The sequence below is a fragment of the Bacillus sp. LB7 genome (genome assembly GCF_030449715.1).
Lineage (GTDB): Bacteria > Bacillota > Bacilli > Bacillales > Bacillaceae > Bacillus > Bacillus paralicheniformis.
Genome location: NZ_JASGCA010000003.1, coordinates 113012 through 135009, shown reverse-complemented (window position 1 = coordinate 135009; position 21998 = coordinate 113012). Strand labels below are relative to the sequence as shown.

Below are 21998 nucleotides of genomic sequence, written 5' to 3'. Positions count from 1 at the left end.
AGGGAACTAGAGTTATGGCATATTATAATAGAGAGCCAGAAATCACAAACATGATCAAAAGCCATGAAAGAAGAGCAAATCGAATGCTGCAGCATGCTCAATCCAGCCGTTTGCTTGAAGCTTTTAATAAAATATGGGTTTCGATAGAAAATAAAGAACTTCCGAACTTTGTATCAAAAAACGTAGTGAATTTTAATGTGGCGGATATCAAATCGGAAATCAACGATTGGATAAAGGATTTAAAAGATTGTCAGGAGAATGCCAGACGCAAGTTTGAGTCTATGGAAGACCCCTCACCGGAAGACATACAGAAGCGCAACAATATTACGAGTGACGTCGTTCTTTTAATTAGCCAATACGAGAATCTAAAAAATGGCCTTGATCAGGTGGAACAAGATTTCAGCAATGTCGCCCGCACCCACCGCGCCCCAATGCGCGAAGCCTTGACAGATATCTCAATCTTGTATAATTCAGTTAACCATGTGAAAGGCGATTTTTCGGATTATAAGAATGTTTCGGTTTATGTGCATGGGATTGAGGATAGTGGAAATGGTTTCTATGAAAGTGTAAAAGAGGCTGCGCAGAAAGGCGATCTTATTATCTATGTCCCGAATGACGGAGGTAAAAGGGTATATAGGTTTATTGATAAAGATGGGGTAATATATGAGGAAGATTCATATGAAAAGATAAAAAAAGTGGACACCTTTAACACAAACGGACGCCTCCATATTGTTTATGATACAGAGTATATGAATGAACATCGCCAAGCAACAAGCGACGATTTAGCTGAAAAGCTGAATGAAATGGGGCTGATGAATGATACAACAAAGATCGATATGTTTGGCCACAGTTATGGGGGAAGAAGATCGCTGCAATTTGCGATGGATTACCCTGATCATGTGCGAAGCATCACAACAATCGGAACTCCATATGATAAAAATCTCTTAGCTATCGGCGCTAATAGAGCTCGATGGATTGCAGACAATGCTGCTGGAAGAGATACTATGAATACGAGTGATTATTTAGATTTTAATGAAGACAACAAAAACAATGATAATGGAAAAGACTACAGTAATGCCTACACTGATATGGACAGTGAGGCGATGACTGAAGACATTAATCATTTGAAATCTGCCAACCCTGAGGTGTACCAAAAGCTTCAGAAAATGGACATTACCGCTGCAGCGGGATACAGAACAGAGGATACTGTGAGTTTTTCCCCTTACTATACTGCAAGCGGAAAACATAAAATAAACAGTGATGATATCGTTTCAGTCGAAAGTCAACACGGTGACATATTAGGCGATCTTATTGATGAAAAGCCAGAAATTGAAGTAAAAGGTTTCGGTGTCACCAAACCTGGACATATTTATGAAGTTGAAGACTCTGAATTTATAGACTTAATTCGAGAGGTTAATAAAAAAGAAACAGAGTAGGAGCAGTTCAATGACAAAAAAAAGGTTTGTAAGCTTTAGTGTAATAATACTCTTACTAGTAATAACTGGATGCGGAAAAGGTGATGTTCAGGAAGTCATCTATAAAAAAGGTTTACCGAAAGAAGACAGTCCAGCATTTGGAGAATTTATGAGACATGAACTTGATTTAGCGACAGATGCAACTTTGAATTATCAAGATCATATTTATACGATTATGCGCAGTGATAAAGAAGGGCTTCGTTATTATAAATATACAGATAAAGAACTTATGGATTTGTACAAACCTATTTTCTCAGCTAAAAAAAATCCCTCGAAAAAGTTGTATGATTTAGCTCAAATTAATTTTTTAGAGAAAAGAAAAATAAACAATGAATTAGACGAAAATCTCCCGGAAATGATGTTAGACAAAAAAAATGTCCTAAAAGTGAAAACAACAAGCGGGGAAAAACAGTTTGAATTGCCTTCAGCAAATGGAAAAAAAGTATACTTGGCACTTCAAGAAATTAACAAAGAAAACATGCTTATACAAATAAGAATGTATAAAAAATTAAAAAATGGTAGCTTAGAAGGTAGACAAATTTATTATCTTTTTTTAAAACGAGATTTTTCAAAGCACGAGGTTGTAAAAGAAGAGGAATTAAATGCATCAATAGAGTCAGGAAAATTAAAGGAATACTTATCCGTCTTTCCAAAAGTGACAGAGGATGGATCATATCATAAGTTATTCGATAAATACATTTTCGAAAAAAAGGCGAATAAAGTCCGGAAAATTAAAGACACTGATATTCTGAGCAAAGACGGTAAGTATGTTTATATTAACGGAGCTAAAGAAAAAGAAAACTTTGTGATTTCGGATGGTATTCAACGAATACAAACAGTGGATAATTATCTAAAAGGGAATGAAAAATATGAAGCTCAGTTTAAGATTGACTTCAAGCAAATTGCAAAAGAGATGGATTTTAACGCAGGCGATGCAAGGATAGCTAATGTTCAATATTTTAATGAAAATTATGTGGTACTGTTTATTTCATACCATGGAAAAATGATTGGAACAGCAGGCTCCCTTAATGTGCTGATTGACTTACAAAAAAATAAAAAACAGCCGACCGCTTATTTGGTTGATTTAGGGATATCTAGATGATTTTCACTTGTTTTTTTAAAAGGGAAAAATGATTGGTTCAGCGGATGTTTTAAATGTCTTAAACAGTGACCGCTTACTTAGTTGATTTAGGAATTGATTAGGGGGAGGACGAGTGTTCAACTCTATTTTCATGTAATATGCAGGCCTCAAAGATAGTGCGAACTTTTCTGTTGGTATTCACTTTAAGGAGTGAAATGTTGTTGTCGGGCTTTTTAAGCCAATACAGTATACATTTATCATAAGAAAAAAACCGCACCTCCATCGTTAGACACTGCCTAACGATAGGGGTGCGGTTCATTTTTCACCCTTGCTTCACCTTCTCCGACGCATACCCATTCGGATTCGAAGAGTGCCAGTTCCAGGCGTCGCGGATGATTGCGATCAGGCTGTTGTGCTTTGGGGTCCAGCCTAATTCTTTTCTGGCTCTGGAGGAAGAAGCGGCAAATGTTACTTGTGAGTCGATGTCCGTTTCTGTCAGCTTTGCGGCGATGAGAGGAATGCCTGTGACATATTGGGCGGCAAGGATGATTTGTTCAGCGGAGTAGCTTTCGCCATAGCTGAGATTGTAGATTCGGCTATCCTTGCCTTTCCGCATGTGACTGATGGCGAGCACGTGTGCTTCTGCCAAATCCTGAACGTGAACATAATCGTGGAAGCCTGTTCCGTTTTCAGGGTGATCTATGTGAACAAAAGGAAGGTGTCCGAGAGCGGTTCGCAGAACATTTGAAATGAGATGTGTTTCGCTCCCCCGGTCTTCGCCGATGATGGCGGATGGGTGGGCGCCGCACGCATTGAAGGAGCGGAGGATCACATATTTCAGGCCGTACGCTTTTTCCGCTTCCATCAGCATTTTCTCCATCATCCGTTTGACCTTGCCGTGCGGGTGAACGGGCTCAGGTTCGGTTTCTTCCGTGACAGGCAGGTCTGGACTGCCGTAGACGGCTGCGCTTGACGCGAAAACGATCCGGCTGACATCGTATTCTTTCATCACGCCAAGCAGGGTTTCCATGCCTGTCATGTTTTCGTTGAAAGAAGAAAAAACGCGATTCGACTGTGAAGGAATGGGTGATGCTGCGAAATGCATGACGGCTTCAATGTCCTCATTTTCAAATACTTGCTTGAGAAAATGCCGGTCGCGAATATCCCCTTTATAAAATGCAGATTCGGGGTGAACGGCTTCTGCGTGTCCCGTCGCCAGGGAATCCACAACGACGACTTTTTCTTTTTTCTCAATTAACGTGTAAACGGCGTGGGAACCGATATAACCGGCTCCCCCGACAACTAGTATGCTCATCGGAATCCCTCCTTTTGGATCTCTCGTTCTACATGATATGGCGCTGCGGAGCTGCCGCCCGCCGCTGTTCTTCAAATCCGTATTTGCCGTCAATGATATATAGCGGCCTGTCTTTCACTTCGTCATAAATGCGACCGATGTATTCGCCGATCGCTCCGAGGATGATCAGGATAAAGCCGCTGAACAAGCATTGCAGAATGATCATCGAAGACCACCCGGTAATGGTGCTTGTCGTAAACAGCTTCATGCAGACGACGATGAAGGCATATATAAAACCGACCGCTGACAGCGCGATTCCTGAGTAGCTTGCCAGTTTCAGCGGCTGAAAGGAAAATGAAGTGATGCCGTCGAGCGAGAGCTTCAGCATTTTTTTGAGCGGGTACTTCGTTTCCCCTGCAAGCCGTTCGTGGCGCTCGTAATAGACGGCGGTCTGCTTGAACCCGAGCCAGCTGACAAGGCCGCGGACGAACGGATTTTTTTCTTTCAGCTTGTTCATTTCATTGACCACCTTCCGGTCCATGAGCCGGAAGTCTCCCGTATCCACCGGGATATCAACGTCTGTGAGTTTTCTTAAAATACGGTAGAACATGGCGGCCGTTTGCTTTTTGAAAAATGTTTCTCCTTCCCGCTTTGTGCGGACGGCGTATACAACGTCAAAGCCTTGGCGCCACTTTTCCGCCATTTCCAAAATCAATTCGGGAGGATCCTGCAAATCGGCATCGATCACCACGATCGCTTCGCCGGCAGCATAGTCGGTACCGGCCGTAATGGCGATCTGATGACCGAAATTTCTTGAGAAATTGATGCATTTTACTGCCGGGTCTGACTGAGCAAGCGACTTCAGCATGTGAATGCTGTCATCGCTTGAACCGTCGTTTACAAAAATCAGTTCATAAGGGTCGCCTGTCGAGTCCATGACGGTTTTTAATCGGTCATAGGTGCTTTGAAGCACTTCCGCTTCGTTGTAGACAGGGACTACGATTGAAAATGTGACTTGTCTCTGCATATTCATACCTTTCCTTTCATCAATCAAGCTCCACTTTATAAAGCGTCTGATTTCCGCCAGGTCCGCCTGACTGGGAATCGTTATCTGAAGAAGAGCTGCTGTATTCGCTTTTTGAAATTTCTTTTCCGTTTTCTTTAATCCAATTGGTGATTTCTGAATTGTCTTGGCCGCGGCCGTCGCCGATCATGAAGTACTTGACTTCGCCTTTTTTGACGAGCTTCTCAAGTTTTTCAACCGTCAAAATCGGATCGCTTCCAGAGAATCCGCCCATCGCCATCACAGCTTTACCTGTTTTGATGATGTAAGATTGAGCAGATGTTGCGCTGGAGACTGCAAATAAATATTTTTCACCTGTGTTGTTCTTTTCAAGGTAGCTCAACAGTTCTTCATCGACTGACTCGCCGCTTCCAGGGCTGCCGCCGCCGCTTGGTCCGCCTTGTTGACGGCCGCTTGTGCCTTCGTCATTCTGATTTTGGCTGTTTTGGCCGGAACCGGTATCAGCTGAAGAATCATTGCTGTTTGAACCAGGACCGAAGCCAGGTCCGTTGTTGTTGTTTTGATCACTGTCTGTTTGACCGTCTTGGCTGCCGAATCCGGGAGGTCCGCTGCCGTTGTTATTCTGCATCTTCCCTCCGCCTCCGCCGCCAAATGATTGTGCGGATTTAGGTCCGGCCTGCGGAATCATGCCGTTTACACCGTCAGCGAGCGTTGCTGTCGTCCAATAGAAAGGTCCGATCAGCATGCCGAGCAGCGCTGCAAGTGCTACATAGTAGCTGAATGACTTTCCTTTTTTGAAAAAGATGAGAAGGCAGCTTGTGACAATGCCGAAAGCGCCGATCAATATGCTCCAGATGATCCCGATTTCGCTGAGATAAGGACTCAAAATATACAATTCAAATGCGGTTGTCAGCAAAATTCCGATCGGCAGAAGCTGTTTTTTCCAGCCGCTTTCTTCCTGATAAAGGCGAACGAGCGCCGTCCAGCCTGCACCTGACAGAGCCGCAATCGGTGCTGCCAGCATAATCAGATAGTAATGATGGAAGAATCCTGCGACGCTGAAGAATGCAGCGACCGGCAGAAGCCACATCATCCAGAAAATCGTTTCAGTCGTTGTTTCATTGAATTTTCGTTGCCCGCGAAGGCCCGTGATCAGCAAACCGATGATGCCGAAGAGTACAAACGGGATCAGCCAGCTTGCCTGTCCGGAAAGCTCAGATTGGAAGAGTCTGAGAGGACCAGGGTTTCCTGTGCCAAACATGCCGCTCGTGCCGCCACCGGGACCGCCGCCGCTTTGGACATCACCCTGCTGGCCGTCCGGTCCGCCTGAAGGCATCTCGCCCCCGTTTGGCGGAGCCATTTGTCCATTTGCCGAGTCTGAGTTGTTTTCAGTATCGCCGCTTTGCTGCTGCGGCATTTCCTGCTGCTTGTTCTTTTGATCTTGATCAGCTGAGGAGGTTCCGCCCCCGCCTGCACCGTTTTGGCCTGTGAGACGCTGGATGCCGTTGTAGCCAAACGCCAGCTCAAGGACAGAGTTGGTCTGGCTGCTTCCGATATAAGGGCGCGAACTCTCCGGCTGGCTGTCAACGACGACCGCCCAGGAAACGGAAACACCCGCCAGAACAATCACGGCTGTGATTAGAGACACAACTTTTTTGCGAATCGTCGTTTTTGCTGCCATCATGTAAAACAGCAGGAATGCCGGTAATACCATGTAAGCTTGCAGCATTTTGACGTTAAAGCCGACGCCGACCATACAGAATGCGCCGAGCAGCCAGCCGATTTTTCCTTTGCGGACTGCTTTAAACAACATCCAGGTTGCAGTCATCAAGCAAAGGACGAGAATGCTATCGACGTTGTTTGTATGGCTGACCGCAACGGCAATCGGCGTACACGCCATAATAAGAGCTGAAATTCTGGCCGCCGTTTTGCCAAAAGTAGGTTTTACAATAAAGTACAAGAGTGCTACGGAAATCACTTCGGCAATGGCTTCAGGGAGAACGACGCTCCAGCCGTGCACGCCGAACACAAGTGCAAAAAGTGTCTGAATCCAGAGTGCAACAGGCGGTTTATCAACTGTTACAAAGCCTGCCGGATCAAATGATGCGTAAAAGAAGTTATGAAAGCTTTGGGTCATACTTTCGACGGCCGCCGTATAGTAGGCGTTGTCTGTGTCACTATTCCAGATGCCGTACAAGTTTAATGCTGCAGATAATACAAGAATGAAGACCAGGAATATATCGATTTTCCTTTTCTTAATCATTGTTCGATCACCTCACTAAAGAGCATTATAGAAGCCAAATATGATCAAACTATGAACAAATCAAGAAGGAATTTTAAATTGTATAGAGGGGCAAAAAAAAGAGACATGCCGTCATTAGGCATGTCTCAAATATGAGATGTTATTTCCATACGTCTTCAGCGATCTCGACGACATGGCGCAGTTTTTCCCATTGCTGTTCTTCCGTCAGGAGGTTGCCTTCTTCTGTGGAGGCAAAGCCGCACTGCGGGCTTAGGCACAACTGGTTCAGGTCGACGTAGCGAGCCGCCTCTTCGATGCGCCGCTTAATGGCATCCGGGTTTTCAAGCTCACCGAATTTGGATGTGATGAGACCGAGGACGATTTGCAAGTCTTTCCGTTTGACATAGCGAAGCGGTTCGAAGCCGCCGGAGCGCTCGTCATCAAACTCAAGGAAAAGTCCGTCTAAATTGAGTCCGTCGAAAATCGTTTCTGCCGCCGCATCGTAGCCGCCTTCCGCCACCCATGTTGACTGGAAGTTGCCGCGGCAGATGTGCATGGTGACCGTCAAATCGTCCGGGCGTCCTTCAACTGCTTCATTAATCGTGTTGGCGAAAGACTGGCGCAGTTCATCAGGCTGGCGGCCGAAGGCTTTGATCTGCTCATGTCCTTTGTCTGAGAAAAATACCGACCAGGCCGTATCATCCAGCTGCAAATAGCGGCAGCCGGCGTCGTAAAATGCGCGGATCGCTTTTTTGTAAGCCTGCGCGACATCGTGATGGAACTCATCCAGATCCTCGTACGGGCTTTCTCCAAGTTTTCCTCTGAAAAATAGCATATTCGGGCTCGGAATCGTCATTTTCGGCGTATGTGTGCCCGCAATATCATGAAGAAATTGATAATCTTCCAGCATCGGATGGTTTGTAAAATCGACTTTGCTTGTTACTTTGATGCCGCGCGGCTTTGTTTCAACATTATGAAATTGAATGCCCTTGTCCGCTGTGTATCCTTCGACACCATCAAGGCCTTCGAGAAAATCAAAATGCCACCATGACCTGCGGAATTCCCCGTCAGTAACGGCTTTAAGTCCAATTTCTTTTTGCTTTTCGACAATGCGCTTGATCTCTTCGTTTTCGACTTCGCGCAGTTGTTCAGCGCTAATTTCACCGTTCGCTTTTTGAATACGCGCTTTTTTTACGGGCGCAGACCTTAAAAGGCTTCCCACCTGATCAGCTCTGTACGGTCCGATTTTTCTTCCAGGCGTTTGCTTCAGTACATCTGTTGATTGTGTCATGCTTCATCCCTCTTTCTTTATAGACATAAAAAAGCCCTTCCCGATAAGGAAGAGCTTGATATATTCAATCTCCTCCTTATCTTCAAGAGCACGAACATGCTCTTAAGGATTTAGCACCATTCTGTCATAGACAGCGGTTGCCGGGTTTCACAGGGCCAGTCCCTCCACCACTCTTGATAAGGAAAACCTTTTTATGCGATTTTTTTAATAATTTTAATATTAATACTTTTTATAAAAATGTCAATGGTTAATAAAAGAGCATTTTTAATATTCAAGTATTTTTCCAGACGGTTTTGTACTTTTTTTGATATTTTTCATTTTCTTCTTCTGCGATTAAACCCGCGGCAGTGCTTTTGATATCGTCATCCTGCAAGGCATCGTATAAGTGTCTAAGGCTTTGGATAATATCAAATCGAATCAGCGTGTAATTTTTTTCGTCAAGACAGCCGTTAAAACGATCAACGAGGTGCTTGACGACCATTTTCCGCTGTTGATCCCCTGCCAAACCGACTCTCCAAATTGACTGAAGGCTGTGTCTTGCGGTGACGAACTTCTTATCATATGTCACTTTCCACAATGCAGAAAAATCGTTCAGCATTCTGTTTTCCGGGTCGCTGATGGCTAAATGAGAGAGAAATTGCGCTGCTCTCGATCTTTTATGATTGTCTTTATCATCAAGGTCTTCTATTAATTGATCCCATACCTCATAAGCCCAATCGACTTCATTTTCGGTTAAGGACAGGATGTGTTGATATGCTTCATATTGGAGCTGTCGATCGTCTGACTCCAAATCTCTAAAATACATTTGAATCGCATCGTTCATGGATCGCCACCCTTTCCGTTTTTATCTGAGAACAGCATAACCCGTTCCATGGCGTTTGACAATCAGGTTGAATTAGAATATTTTCCAAAAACTGAAACTTTTTATTGGGTTCACCGGTCTATCATGTGTACCTGATTTCAAAGTGGGTATGATAAACAATGAAAGATTAAGGAGGGTTCTTATGAACAAAAAAACAGTGTTTAAAGCGTTAGGTATGTTGATGACAGGGGTATTGTTTTTTGCGCTGTACAGTGCGGCCGCACTTCCTTCTGCACACGCGGCAAATGAAAAAAAGCCGACGGTCACGAGCCATACTTACAAAAACGTTAAGGCTTTGAAATACCCGCAGGTTGCAAATGTAAGCACCAAATCTCTCCAAAATAAGATCAACAAAGATTTTAAACGTTATATTGAGCAGTCTTACAAAGATTATGTAAAAAACAAGAAAGACGGTCAACAGCACGGATACCAAACCGATTACCAAACGTCCTTTGAAGTGAAATACCGGACTAGCCAAAAGCTGAGCATCCTGACTAGTAATTATGTCTACTCCGGCGGAGCGCACGGAAATACGGCAGTCCGCTCTTTCAACTATGACCTTGCCTCTAAAAAACGGGTGTATTTATCAGACATCCTAAAGACAAAATCGAAAATGGATAAGACAAAAACATATATTTACAACTATATTCAAAAACACAGCGACATTTTCTTCCCGGATGTGAAGAAGAAAGACATCGTCCTTGGTAAAAACACGGCTTTTTATTACACAAAAGACGGCATTGCGATCGTCTTCCAGCAATACGATGTAGCCCCTTATGCTGCCGGAAATCCGGTCGTTGCCGTTCCGAAAACGGTGTATCAATAAATAACAGCCCCTGTTTCGCAGGGGTTTTTGTTTTGAGGGAAGAAGGATTGGGGAGGTTTTGGAAGCCCTTTCATAAAGCGGCAGCTGACGGGCATGAGTCAGCCCGGCGTCAGTTCGCAGATTTTTTCTAAATCGAACAGCTCGCAGACATAGAACATGCACTGCCGGCCGCTGATGATCTGATATTTTTTAAAAGCATATGTCCGGTCTGTCGCAACAGGTACAAGGTGTGTGAAATGTTTTCCCAGGCAGTCGCCCGTGCTGAAAATTTCACGCCTTGACTCCAGTTCTGCAATGATTTTCCCGATGGGAAGCCTTTCTTCCTGCAAATCTTGTTTGATGGCAGGCGGCAGTAAGTTTGTTTTGACATAGACATAATTATAAGATAAATAATCAGCGCCTGATTTCAAAGAGGAGGTTCTAAACAAGATGTCATCATCGCGTTGAAACAGCCTCGCTTCCTCAGGTGACAGCTTGTCATAATCAATATTATTTTGCTGAAAAACTTCGATTTCGGCTTTGCCGCCGATAAGCGTTTCAATCGCTTTGGTTGTTGAACCATCGGTTTTGGTTAACATGTCTTTTACAAGAGCAACAACAGTTTCAGGAAAAAAGTGGCTTACGCTCAATGAAAGGCACCTCCGTACCAAAATTAGAATTTTTTGAAAACTTGTCTTTAAATTTATCATGTGGAGGTGAGTTTGTCTAGAAAAATAAGTTAAATTTTAGGTTAGTAATGTAAATTTTATCTTTTTTATAATTGAATAGATATATGGAAAAAGGAGACGTCAATGTCTCCTTTTTTTGTGCCATTAATTTAAGTCGTCTCTCCTTCTAAAAGCTGTACGGGCAAATAGGTTTCCAGCGGCAAGTCATCGAATTCGCCTTCAATGGCTTTGGACAAAATCTCGATGGCCGTCTTGGAAATGAGTTCGATCGGCTGCTGGATGGTTGTCAATTCCGGGAGGATAGACTGAACCGCTTCCGTTCCGTCGTAGCCGATCACCTTTAATTGCCCGGGAATGTCTTTTTTGCGTTTTTTTGCTTCGGTGATGACTGTAGCGGCCATGAGGTCATCACTGGCGAAAATGCCGTCAGCTGCAGGCTGTTCATCAAACAGTTCTGAGATGATTTCCCGGTAATTTTGATGAAAGGGAACTTCATATGTAATCGGCTGTCTCCCGTGTTGTCGCATCACATCTTCATATGCTTTTCTTCTAAGATTTGCCGGTGTTTTCAGCTCAATTGGTCCGTTGATATGGATGATGTGCCGGCAGCCTTTTGCAATTAACAGTTCCGTCGCTTTTTTTCCTCCGTCATAGTTGTCGGAGCCGATGACGGGAATCGTTTCCGATAAGTAATGGTCGATGGCGACAATCGGCAGGTTTTGCTGATGATAATTTAAAATTCCCCTGTTGTAAGTCACGGCGATGACGCCGTCCACTTGATTTCGCATCAGCATTTCCAAGTATTTTTCTTCTTTGTCTTTGCGGTTCAAGCTGTTGCAAAGCAGCAGTTTGTAGCCCATGGCAGCGCAGATGCTCTCAATATGAAAGGCCAGTTCGCCGAAAAACGGGTTGCTGGAGTTCGGGATGATGAGCCCTATTAAATGGGTTCGTTTACGAAATAAAGAGCGGGCCAAATCGTTTGGAAAGTAATTGATGTCTTCCATCGCTTTATAGACTTTTTCTTTTGTTTTTTCACTAATATAGCCGCGGTTATTTAATACCCGCGATACGGTTGTTGGTGAAACTCCCGCTTTTTTTGCAACGTCGTGAATGCTAGGCTTCATTCCCTTTTCCCCCTGCTTTTTTACTGAAATGGCTTACAATTCTCGTCACGCACTTATTTTAGAGAATCGGGCCGATATGTGCAAGAAAATGCCATGATTCTGAGAAATGTACCGGGATGAATGAATGGGAAAAAGATATGTCAACCGGTTGACATATGAAACCGGTTGACATACAATTCACTTGAAAGCGCTTTTATTTGTTAATTTATGAAAAATGGGGGGAAGTGACAAAGATGAAAAGGTGGCTCTTCGGAATTTTTTCGTTGTTGCTGATGTTTGCAATGTGGGGCTGCAGCAATAGCAAAAGTGCAAATAGCCAAGATGGGAAAACGCTTACGGTATGGGTGCACGTATCTGATGATAGTGAAGAAGGAAAGGTCTATCAAAAGCGGGTGGACGCTTTTAATAAAAAGTATGCCTCTGAAAACGTCGAGGCCAAAATTGATTTCATCCCCAGAAGCGGAAACGGTGGCGGATATGAAGACAAAGTGAACGCGGCGCTGACAACGAACACCCTGCCTGATGTGATCACTTTGGACGGACCGAATACGGCGGCTTATGCGAAATCGGGCGTAATTGCGCCATTGGATGAGTATATCAAAGACCAGGATGATTTATTGCCAAGCATTAAGCAACAGGGAACCTACCAAGGGAAACTGTATGCGATCGGCGTCAGCGAATCATCGGTCGGTATTTACTATAACAAAAAAATGCTGAAGGATGCCGGCGTTGACTCGAAAACGCTGCCAACAGTTGAGAATCCATGGACGTGGGACGAATTTCTTGAGCTTTGCAAAAAGCTGAAAAATAAATATGACAAACCGGCAATCGATATGCAGTTGCAGTCAAAAGACGAAATGCTGACGTATGCGCTTTTGCCATTTGTTTGGTCGGCCGACGGAGATGTCCTTTCAAAAGATGGCAAGAAAGCGGAGGGTGTTTTTAACGACAAACCGACCGTTGAAGCGATGACATTTATTCAAACAATGCTGAAAGAGGGTTACACGACCCGGACTCCGGTTAAGCAGGCGTTTGAAACGGAAAAATATCCGATGAAAATGAGCGGTGTCTGGACGGTAACCGATATGAAAACAAATTTTCCTAATGTCGATTATGGTGTGATGCCGTATCCTGTTTCGCCAAAAACAAAAAAGCTTGTGTCTCCTTCAGGAAGCTGGCAGTTTGCCATGACACAGACGTCTGAAAACAAGGAATGGGCGGCAAAATTGGTCGATTGGATGACAAACAAGGAATCCAACCTGGAATTGAGCCGTTCGATCGCCGCGCTGCCTGTGCGCTATTCATCAGAGAAAGTGCTGGCAAAAGAATTCTCAGATGAAATGAATGTCTTCTTGCAACAGCTGAAAAAAACGGGGCACGCACGACCGGTGACACCGGCATATCCACAGGTCACACGCGCATTTCAGCAAGCGATCGATGACATCAGCTTCTTTGATCAGCATCAGGATATTCAATCGGTGCTGGATACGCGTGCAAAAGAAATGCAATCAGCCATCGATAAGGCAAACTAGAAGGTGGAGCCATGAATAAAATTCCGTTGAAAGAAGCAAGGACGGCCTTTCCGCTGAAAAAAACCACTGCCAATAAAATAGGGTGGCGGGACAATGTGCTGGCCTATACATTTTTAGGTCCGGCCTTGCTGATTTTGTCAGTGTTTCTTGTGATTCCTTCGATTATGGCGGTTTACTACGCATTTACAGATTATTATTTGTTAACACCTGACCTGCGCAAGTTTGTCGGTTTTGACAACTTTATCAAATTGTTCAAAGACCCTATTTTCTTGAAAAGTTTGAGCAACACATTGAAATTTGTTGTCCTTGTGATTCCGTTACAGATCGGGGCCGCTCTCGGGTTGGCCCTTCTGTTGAATAAAAAGCGCAAGGCCAACACGTTTTTCAAAGTCGCATACTTTAGCCCCGTCGTCATGTCGCTTGTTGTCATCTCCGTTTTGTGGCTGTACTTGCTGAATCCGAATGAAGGAATGATCAATAACGTACTGACGCATGTCGGATTACCGCCACAGCCGTTTTTGACAAGTCCTGATCAGGCGATCTTTACAATTGTTTTCGTTTCAGTCTGGCAGGGAGCCGGGTTTCAGATGCTGATTTTTTTAGCGGGCCTGCAAAATATTCCCGGAGATGTCTACGAGGCGGCGCAATTGGATGGTATGAATAAATGGCAGCAGTTTATTTATATTACATTGCCTTTGTTGAAACCGACGTCGGTTTTTATCTTTATTACGACGCTGATCAGTGCGTTTAAGCTCCTCGTGCAGCCAATGGTCATGACCCAGGGGGGACCTGTCAATTCAACGATGACAGTTGTCTATTATATTTATCAAACGGGATTTACCGATCGGATGGTCGGCTATGCAAGTTCAATTGCGCTCTTGTTTGGCACGATGATTGGATTGGTGACGCTTGCGCAGCGCAAGTTGGTGAAGGAGGATGAAGGCGGATGAGAAGGAAATTCGGACCTTTGACGATACTGGAATATATATGCCTTGTTTTGCTGGCGGTTCTGTTTATATTTCCGCTGATTTGGATGGTCGCTTCATCGATGAAACCGGAAGCCGATATTTACAACAATATCAGCAGCATAAAAGCGTTTCTCCCGTCTTTTCATCCGGCGGAATGGTTTCAATCCTACAGGGAAGTGCTGTCACGGTTTGATTTACTCATGTATATCGGCAACAGTCTGTTTTACGGTTTGTGTGTGGCAGCGGGGGCGGTCATCATCAACGGTATGGCGGGTTTTGCATTCGCCAAGCTGCAGTTCACAGGTAAAAAAGTGCTGTTTGCCATATTGCTTGCGCTTTTAATCGTGCCGATGGAAACGATTTTAATCTCGCAGTTTACAATTGTTCATAAGCTCGGACTTGTTGATACGCGCCTTGCCGTGATTTTGCCGGCGCTTGCCGGGGCTTTCAATATTTATTTGTTCCGAAACTTTTTCATGGCGATCCCGGGGGAGATGATTGAGTCGGCCAAGCTGGACGGAGCCAATACATGGCAGATTTTCTGGCGGGTGATGCTGCCGATGTCCAAACCGGCTGTTGCTACGGTGGGGACATTGGCTTTTATCGGCAGCTGGAATGACTATATTTGGCCGCTGATGGTTTTGACGGATAAGTCGAAATTTCCGATCCAGGTGGCGATTACAGCCATCAACAGCACCGAGCCGGTTTATACGAACCAGGTAATGGCTGTCCTGACGATTTCCACGATTCCGCTGATTCTGATCTACATTGTCGCCCAACGCTACATTTTAGATGGCCTGGGCGGTTCAGGGACAGGCATCAAATAGATACATCCAAATCGGGTTAAAGGAGCAAATGAAAATGAAAAGCTCAAACAGTCTGTATTGGAAACTAAGCGCTTATTTTTTCTTTTTCTTTTTTACTTGGTCTTCCAGCTATTCTTTATTTGCGATTTGGTTAGGGCAAGAAATCAATTTGAACGGGTCCGCGACGGGCATTATCTTTTCTGTAAACGCTATCTTTACTTTGTGCATGCAGCCTTTGTACGGTTTTATCTCTGATAAGCTCGGGCTGAAGAAAAACATATTGTTTATGATCAGTTTGCTTCTCGTATTGACGGGTCCCTTTTATATTTTCGTCTACGGACCGCTTTTGCAATACAATGTCTTTCTTGGGGCTATCGTCGGCGGATTGTATTTGGGAACTGCTTTTCTCGCCGGAATCGGTGCGATTGAAACTTTTATTGAAAAGGTCAGCCGCAAATATCAATTTGAATATGGAAGAGCAAGGATGTGGGGGTCCCTCGGCTGGGCTGCGGCGACATTTTTTGCAGGTCAGCTGTTCAATATCGACCCGAATATCAACTTCTGGGTTGCGTCTGTTTCAGCAGTCATATTGGTGGCCATTATTGTTTCCGTAAAAATTGAGATGACAGATGATGAAAAGGAAAGAGCAGACTCGGTCGGATTAAAAGACGTGGGAGGTCTTTTTCTCTTAAAAGATTTCTGGTTTTTGATGTTGTACGTGATCGGCGTAACTTGCGTATACGGCGTCTATGACCAGCAGTTTCCGCTTTACTACGCTTCCTTATTTCCGACTCCGGCCTTGGGGAACCAAATATTTGGATACCTTAACTCATTCCAAGTATTCATTGAAGCGGGCATGATGTTTCTTGCGCCTTTCATCGTCAATAAGCTTGGTCCTAAAAAAAGTTTGATTTTAGCGGGGCTGTTAATGGCTTTCCGCATTATCGGCTCCGGACTTGTCAGCGGACCGGTCGGAATTTCAGCGATGAAACTCATTCATGCTTTAGAGTTGCCGATTATGCTGATTGCGGTGTTTAAATATTTGGCGACTAATTTTGATAATCGTCTTTCATCCGTACTTTATCTTGTCGGCTTTCAATTCGCATCCCAGGTAGGCACGTCGATTTTTTCGCCGCTTGCGGGAGGTTTATACGACAGCATCGGATTTCGCCACACTTATCTCATCATGGGAACAATGGTTCTTTGTTTCACCATGATTTCGATTTTCACCTTGCTAGACTCAAAGAAAGACGTTGAATTTGTTCAAAGTCTACAAAGAAAGCATATATAGAAAGGATGTCACAGATGAATAGAATTCAGCAGGCAGAAGAAGCATTGAAGAAAGCCGGGAAAAAAGTGAATCACCGATATCGAATGGGCTATCACATGATGCCTCGGGCAAACTGGATAAATGATCCAAATGGACTTATTCAATATAAAGGGGAGTATCATGTCTTTTATCAACATCATCCGTATGATGAGAATTGGGGGCCGATGCATTGGGGCCATTTGAAGAGCAGGGATCTCATTCACTGGGAACACTTGCCGATCGCTTTAGCCCCTGGCGATGCATTTGATGAGAGCGGCTGCTTCTCAGGAAGTGCAGTCGAATATAACGGCGACCTCGCTTTAATCTATACAGGGCATAATATGATAGATGAAGAGAAAGACGATTTCTATCAAAATCAGAATATAGCAGTCAGCAAAGACGGTATCGCCTTTGAAAAACTGAAAGAAAACCCTGTCATCGCAGAGCCGCCGGAAGACAGCTCCCGCCACTTTCGCGATCCGAAAGTATGGAAGCATCGTGAGACCTGGTATATGGTGATCGGAAACGCCTCAAAAGAAAATGTCGGCCGGGTCATTTTATACCGCTCGCCTAACTTTGTAGATTGGGAATATGCAGGCGTCCTCGCCCAAAGCGACGGAAATCTCGGCTTTATGTGGGAATGTCCGGATTTCTTTGAATTAGGCGGCAAACACATTTTGCTGATTTCCCCTCAGGGTATAGAGGCGGATGGTGATTCATATCAAAATCTGTATCAAACAGGCTATTTGATTGGAGATTATGATGAAGAAACGAATGAGTTTGTACATGGCTCATTTAAGGAATTGGACCATGGCCATGACTTTTATGCCGTGCAAACTTTGTTGGATGACAAAGGGCGCAGAATTGCGATTGGCTGGATGGATATGTGGGAGTCAGAGATGCCGACGAAAGCGGACGGATGGTGCGGGGCTTTAACTTTGCCGCGTGAATTGACGTTGAAGGATGATCACAAAATTTTAATGAACCCCGTCGAGGAGACTCAATTACTTCGTGAATCGGAACATCATGAATGTGCCAATCAATCGATTTCCGGCAGCTATTTGATCAAGACAGCCGAAAAGCTTCTTGAAGTGGTGGCCGTTTTTGATTTGACAATTTGCAGTGCCGAAACGGTTGGCTTAAAGATTCGGGGGATTGATCAGGAAGAGACAATCATCCAGTACAGCTTGGTTGATCAAAAGCTGACGCTCGACTGTTCAAAGTCCGGCAAAGCGCGGGACGGTGTCAGAAACGTACGGCTTGAAGCGGAGGAGAAGCTCACCCTGCATCTGTTTCTTGACAGATCGTCTATTGAAGTATTTGCAAACCATGGTGAAGCGACAATGACCAGCCGCATATATCCCAAAGAAGGAAGAGCCGGGATTGAGCTGTTTTCTGAGAAAGGCAATGTACGGGTTGAAGAGTTCACTTACTGGACGTTGAAAGATATTTGGAAAGGCGATGAAGCCAAATGAGCAGAATTTTTTGCATCGGTGAGACGTTAATCGACTTTATCCCAGTCCAAAAAGAAACCGCCTTGCAACATGTTCTAATTTAGGCAAAGCGCAGATAAAGAATGATCTGGCAAAAAAAGCGGCTGTCGTGTCTTGCAGCCGCTTTTTTTCGTATTATGCTCTTTCTTCAAACAGCTTCACAATTTCCACGATGACATTCGCGGCTTTGACCATATTGTCGGCGGAAATATACTCGTATTTTCCGTGAAAGTTTTCCCCGCCTGTGAAAATGTTCGGACAAGGAAGCCCCATGTATGAGAGCTGGGAGCCGTCTGTACCGCCGCGGATCGGTTTCACAACCGGCTCGATGTCCAGATTTTTCATCGCTTCATAGGCAATGTCGACAATCTCTTTGACCGGTTCGATCTTTTCCCTCATGTTGTAATATTGATCATTCATGTCCACTGTGATGCTGTTTTCGCCGTATTTGGCTTTAAGGTCGTTTGCGATTTTTTGGACGGTGGCTTTTCTCTCGTTAAATCGGTCTCTGTCAAAATCCCTGATGATATAGGAGAGATTGGTTTCCGAGACATCGCCCTTGATCGAAAGCAGATGATAGAAGCCTTCATAACCTTCAGTAAATTCAGGGGTTTCGTTTTCCGGAAGTCCGGCATGAAACTGCATCGCGATTTTGGCGGCATTGACCATTTTTCCTTTTGCTGTGCCGGGGTGGACGTTCGTTCCTTTACAAGTGATTTTCGCGGCTGCGGCATTGAAGCTTTCGTACTGCAGTTCGCCGAGCGGCCCGCCGTCAACCGTATACGCGAATGTGGCGTTGAACGCCTCGACGTCAAACTTGTGCGGCCCTCTGCCGATCTCTTCATCAGGCGTAAAAGCGACTCTGATCTTCCCGTGCTTGATTTCGGGGTGCGCAATTAAATATTCGATTGCCGTCATGATTTCAGAGATTCCCGCTTTATTGTCAGCACCGAGCAAAGTCGTTCCGTCGGTTGTGATCAACGTATGTCCCGCGTAATTTGCAAGCTCGGGAAATTCCTTGGGCGATAAGACGACATTGAGGGATTCATTCAGCACAATGTCCTTTCCGTCGTATTGTTCGATAACCTGCGGATTGACGTTCTTTCCGGTAAAATCTGTTGCTGTATCCACATGAGCCAGGAAGCCGATCGTCGGCACCTCTTTTTCCGTATTCGAAGGAAGCGTCGCCATCACATAGCCGTTTTCATCGATTGTGACGTCCTTCATGCCGATCTCTTTCAGCTCTTCGACAAGCATATTGGCAAGCGTCAGCTGCCCTGGAGTGGAAGGCGTCGTCTGACTGTTTTCATTTGACTGCGTATCCACTTTCGCATAAGAAATGAGGCGTTCAATCAGTTTGTTCTTCATGTTTCCTTCATCTCCAATTGTTGGTTTTATGTTTATCTTATCATTCATGGCGGGCGAATCGAAAACTTTTATTCCTGTGTAGGAAAATTTAGTATAATATAGTTCTAAAGGATCATCACAATTGTAAGGGAGTATTAAAATGGCTAAAGGTTATACAAATGAAGGAATGAAATGGGAGTTTGCACATTCCTTCTGGCTTGTGTTCACATGGGTTCCTTTTGGATTTTTAAGCTGGTTTGCATTTATTTATATCGCAGCGCGAACGAAACAAAGAAAATGGTTATTTGCCGGGATCGGATATGCAGCGACTGTTTTATTCGCTGCTTTTACAGCCAGAACGTTCCTCTTCGATTTGGCTATGAAAGCCTTGCTTATCGTTTGGATCATCTCAATCATTCATGCTTTCAAAACAAGGGCCGAATATTTGGTTCGGCTTGAAGCCGTATATCGAATCAAACGATCAAGTATGAATGAACTGAGAGAAGAGCTAAAACATGAACAGGAACCGTACGGCCAATCCGGAACTCCTAAAGTGACGCTGACAAAGAAATAAATAGAATCCGCTATTTTCGGTGAAATAGCGGATTTTTTAATGCAGAGAAAAAATTCCGTCCTTTTGAAACTTTTCTCATCCATTCTCTTCTCTAATGTTTGAAGGAGGCGCAGCAGTGAAGCAAATCAGATTAGTTAAGAAAGCTGTCGCAGGCAATGCCAAAGCTTTTGAAATGCTGTTTCAAAAGCACAGCGATCAGCTTTACAGAACAGCTTACATATATGTGCGAAATAAGGAGGACGCGTTAGATATCGTACAAGAGACGGCGTACAAGGCATTTTTATCGATTGCCCAGCTGAGGAATCCCGAATACTTTTTGACATGGCTGACGAAAATCCTTATTCATCATGCATATGCCTTATTGGACAAGAAAAAGAAAGTGGTTTTAATGGACAGGCCGCTGCAGGATGAAGGCCAGGAGCAGGAGATGGATGCGGAAGACAGAATGGGGATGCTTGAAGCCGTTCAGCGGTTGCGAAAAGAATATCAAACCGCCATCATTCTATTTTATTATCACGACATGCCGATTCATGATATCGCCGGGGTGATGAATGCTCCCGAAGGAACCGTTAAGACCTATTTGAAAAGAGCGAAGCTTGAATTAAAACAACTACTGACTGGGGGAGAAGACGCATGGACAAACAATGGTTCAAAAACGAAGTAAACAAGATCGATGTTCCTACAAAAGAAATCCAAGAATCAATCGATAAAGGCATCAAGCGGGCCAAGCGGGAAAAAACGTTTCGGCCGAAGCGCGCCGTGAAAAGGACAGTTTTTGTTTCAGGCGCGGCCGCCGTGCTCCTTCTCGGCAGCGGCTTCGTTTCCCCAGCGATGCAAAGCGTGTTGGCTGACGTTCCGCTGTTTGGAAAAGCGTATCAACAATTCCACGACTATGTCGGCCAAAACTTGGTGACGGGCCAGCTTGTCACTGAACTGAACGAGAAAGTGTCCAGCAACAACATAGACGTGACGGCGACAAGCGTTTATTTTGACGGCGGAATCATCGGTATGACGTTTAATGTAAAAAGCGATACAAGAAAAGATTTAGATGATGGAGCGAGCATGATTCATTTCACATTATTTAATGGTGAGCGTAAATGGGCTATCGCTTCTCAAGGAGACATAAAGAAAACAGAGGACGGCTATACCGGCTACATTCAAACGGGCTATCCAGACAAACATATTCCCGACAAACTGACACTCCCGGTTACGATCACAGACATTAACGGAATCAGAGGGAAATGGAAGTTCGACATTCCGGTTGATAAACTGCCGTATAAAACGCTCCACGTAACCAAAAACAATACACAATCGGCTGATGGCCATAAACTCGCCGTAAAAACGGTAATTCTCGGAAAAGAATCGACTGTCATCGACTATGAAGTATCCAATTCAGAGGAATATCCAAACGATCGTACATCGATTATAAAAGTGACCGATGATAAAGGAAACGAAATCCCTCATATAAGCGGAGGGCAGTGGACGACAGACAGTACAAAAATCGGAAACAAGGTTCGTCACGAAGAAAGGCTGATCCTTGGAAAAGTGAATAAAGGAACAAAATACCTCAAGATTGAGGCAAGCAGCAGTATGGGCGATTCTGAAAAGACGCTGCCTCTCACAAAAACGCCCGCCGCGCTGAGCGCTGACCGTCATGATTTCCAGATTGCCGTTGATCAGGTGAAACAAAACGGTAGCAAACTGTCTGTCGACTATCATTTGAAACATGTCGATCAATCTAAGATCGATATGGACAGCATGCAAAATTTTTTAGAAACGATGTCGCTGGTTGATTCGGCTTATAAAGGCTTTGACGAGGCGCCGGAGGGACACAGCGTAAAAGGTAATTTTACAAAAGTGCTTGATCCTGAAAAACTCCGATTCCGATCAGACTTTACGTTAGATGGTGAATTCGGAGCGAAAAGCTTCAGCCTTGACCAATATTCGCTTGCTGTCGAGTTTGGTTATTTAAGCGCATTTTACTCTACACCGTTTAAGCCGATCAAAGTGCAATTGCCACAGTAAAATAGATGACCCGCTGTTTCAGTGAAACGGCGGGTTGTCTGCTTTGCTGGCCTCCCA

General features: G+C 44.5%; 19 protein-coding genes and 1 riboswitch. Of the genes, 11 read left to right on the top strand and 8 right to left on the bottom strand.

Annotated elements, in window-relative coordinates:
- Positions 1-14: 14 nt before the first annotated feature.
- A complete protein-coding gene (locus tag QMZ64_RS05560) occupies positions 15-1436 on the top strand; it encodes an alpha/beta fold hydrolase (RefSeq protein WP_301441167.1) in 1422 nt (473 codons plus the stop codon).
- A gap of 10 nt (positions 1437-1446) precedes the next feature.
- Entirely contained in the window at positions 1447-2577 is a 1131-nt protein-coding gene (locus tag QMZ64_RS05555) for a hypothetical protein (protein ID WP_025810560.1), read from the top strand.
- 301 nt (positions 2578-2878) lie between these two features.
- On the opposite strand, the gene galE is transcribed toward QMZ64_RS05555, so the two are convergent.
- From galE to QMZ64_RS05530, 5 genes are all read right to left on the bottom strand, one after another.
- Complete coding sequence (gene galE, locus QMZ64_RS05550) at positions 2879-3871, bottom strand: UDP-glucose 4-epimerase GalE (protein WP_301441166.1); 993 nt, start codon at positions 3869-3871, stop codon at positions 2879-2881.
- A gap of 28 nt (positions 3872-3899) precedes the next feature.
- Positions 3900-4877, bottom strand: a complete 978-nt coding sequence (locus QMZ64_RS05545) for a glycosyltransferase family 2 protein (protein WP_023856914.1) — start codon at positions 4875-4877, stop codon at positions 3900-3902.
- A 19-nt stretch (positions 4878-4896) separates the two neighbouring features.
- Positions 4897-7137, bottom strand: a complete 2241-nt coding sequence (locus QMZ64_RS05540) for a glycosyltransferase family 39 protein (RefSeq protein WP_301441165.1) — start codon at positions 7135-7137, stop codon at positions 4897-4899.
- Positions 7138-7276: 139 nt separating this feature from the next.
- A complete protein-coding gene (locus QMZ64_RS05535) occupies positions 7277-8407 on the bottom strand; it encodes a 5-methyltetrahydropteroyltriglutamate--homocysteine S-methyltransferase (RefSeq protein ID WP_301441164.1) in 1131 nt (376 codons plus the stop codon).
- A 73-nt stretch (positions 8408-8480) separates the two neighbouring features.
- A riboswitch (SAM riboswitch) is annotated at positions 8481-8590 on the bottom strand.
- 88 nt (positions 8591-8678) lie between these two features.
- The gene (locus tag QMZ64_RS05530) at positions 8679-9230 is read right to left on the bottom strand and encodes a hypothetical protein (protein WP_265625305.1); all 552 of its coding nucleotides are present in this window, start codon (positions 9228-9230) and stop codon (positions 8679-8681) included.
- A 181-nt stretch (positions 9231-9411) separates the two neighbouring features.
- On the opposite strand from QMZ64_RS05530, the gene QMZ64_RS05525 reads away from it, so the two are divergent.
- The gene (locus tag QMZ64_RS05525; protein WP_265625306.1) at positions 9412-10095 is read left to right on the top strand and encodes a DUF3298 and DUF4163 domain-containing protein; all 684 of its coding nucleotides are present in this window, start codon (positions 9412-9414) and stop codon (positions 10093-10095) included.
- 98 nt (positions 10096-10193) lie between these two features.
- Here the strand turns inward: QMZ64_RS05525 and QMZ64_RS05520 are convergent, their stop codons facing one another.
- Complete coding sequence (locus QMZ64_RS05520; RefSeq protein WP_265625307.1) at positions 10194-10724, bottom strand: chorismate--pyruvate lyase family protein; 531 nt, start codon at positions 10722-10724, stop codon at positions 10194-10196.
- A 188-nt stretch (positions 10725-10912) separates the two neighbouring features.
- Complete coding sequence (locus QMZ64_RS05515; protein WP_243941462.1) at positions 10913-11887, bottom strand: LacI family DNA-binding transcriptional regulator; 975 nt, start codon at positions 11885-11887, stop codon at positions 10913-10915.
- 233 nt (positions 11888-12120) lie between these two features.
- Between QMZ64_RS05515 and QMZ64_RS05510 the strand changes: the two genes are divergently transcribed.
- The 5 genes from QMZ64_RS05510 to QMZ64_RS05490 are packed head-to-tail and all read left to right on the top strand — an operon-like array spanning position 12121 to position 17977.
- Complete coding sequence (locus QMZ64_RS05510; RefSeq protein WP_265625308.1) at positions 12121-13419, top strand: ABC transporter substrate-binding protein; 1299 nt, start codon at positions 12121-12123, stop codon at positions 13417-13419.
- An 11-nt stretch (positions 13420-13430) separates the two neighbouring features.
- The gene (locus QMZ64_RS05505) at positions 13431-14369 is read left to right on the top strand and encodes a carbohydrate ABC transporter permease (protein ID WP_301441163.1); all 939 of its coding nucleotides are present in this window, start codon (positions 13431-13433) and stop codon (positions 14367-14369) included.
- Positions 14366-15214, top strand: a complete 849-nt coding sequence (locus tag QMZ64_RS05500) for a carbohydrate ABC transporter permease (RefSeq protein WP_301441162.1) — start codon at positions 14366-14368, stop codon at positions 15212-15214. The genes QMZ64_RS05505 and QMZ64_RS05500 overlap by 4 nt, the downstream gene beginning before the upstream one ends.
- Before the next feature lie 34 nt (positions 15215-15248).
- The gene (locus tag QMZ64_RS05495; RefSeq protein WP_301441161.1) at positions 15249-16484 is read left to right on the top strand and encodes an MFS transporter; all 1236 of its coding nucleotides are present in this window, start codon (positions 15249-15251) and stop codon (positions 16482-16484) included.
- A gap of 14 nt (positions 16485-16498) precedes the next feature.
- The gene (locus QMZ64_RS05490; RefSeq protein WP_301441160.1) at positions 16499-17977 is read left to right on the top strand and encodes a glycoside hydrolase family 32 protein; all 1479 of its coding nucleotides are present in this window, start codon (positions 16499-16501) and stop codon (positions 17975-17977) included.
- Between the two features lie 153 nt (positions 17978-18130).
- On the opposite strand, the gene pepT is transcribed toward QMZ64_RS05490, so the two are convergent.
- Complete coding sequence (pepT, locus tag QMZ64_RS05485; protein WP_301441159.1) at positions 18131-19363, bottom strand: peptidase T; 1233 nt, start codon at positions 19361-19363, stop codon at positions 18131-18133.
- A gap of 139 nt (positions 19364-19502) precedes the next feature.
- On the opposite strand from pepT, the gene QMZ64_RS05480 reads away from it, so the two are divergent.
- From QMZ64_RS05480 to QMZ64_RS05470, 3 genes are all read left to right on the top strand, one after another.
- Positions 19503-19916, top strand: coding sequence for a hypothetical protein (locus QMZ64_RS05480; RefSeq protein WP_265625314.1), 414 nt, complete (start codon positions 19503-19505; stop codon positions 19914-19916).
- A gap of 94 nt (positions 19917-20010) precedes the next feature.
- Entirely contained in the window at positions 20011-20580 is a 570-nt protein-coding gene (locus QMZ64_RS05475) for a sigma-70 family RNA polymerase sigma factor (protein WP_265625315.1), read from the top strand.
- Positions 20550-21941, top strand: a complete 1392-nt coding sequence (locus QMZ64_RS05470; protein ID WP_265625316.1) for a DUF4179 domain-containing protein — start codon at positions 20550-20552, stop codon at positions 21939-21941. The genes QMZ64_RS05475 and QMZ64_RS05470 overlap by 31 nt, the downstream gene beginning before the upstream one ends.
- Positions 21942-21998: the final 57 nt, after the last annotated feature.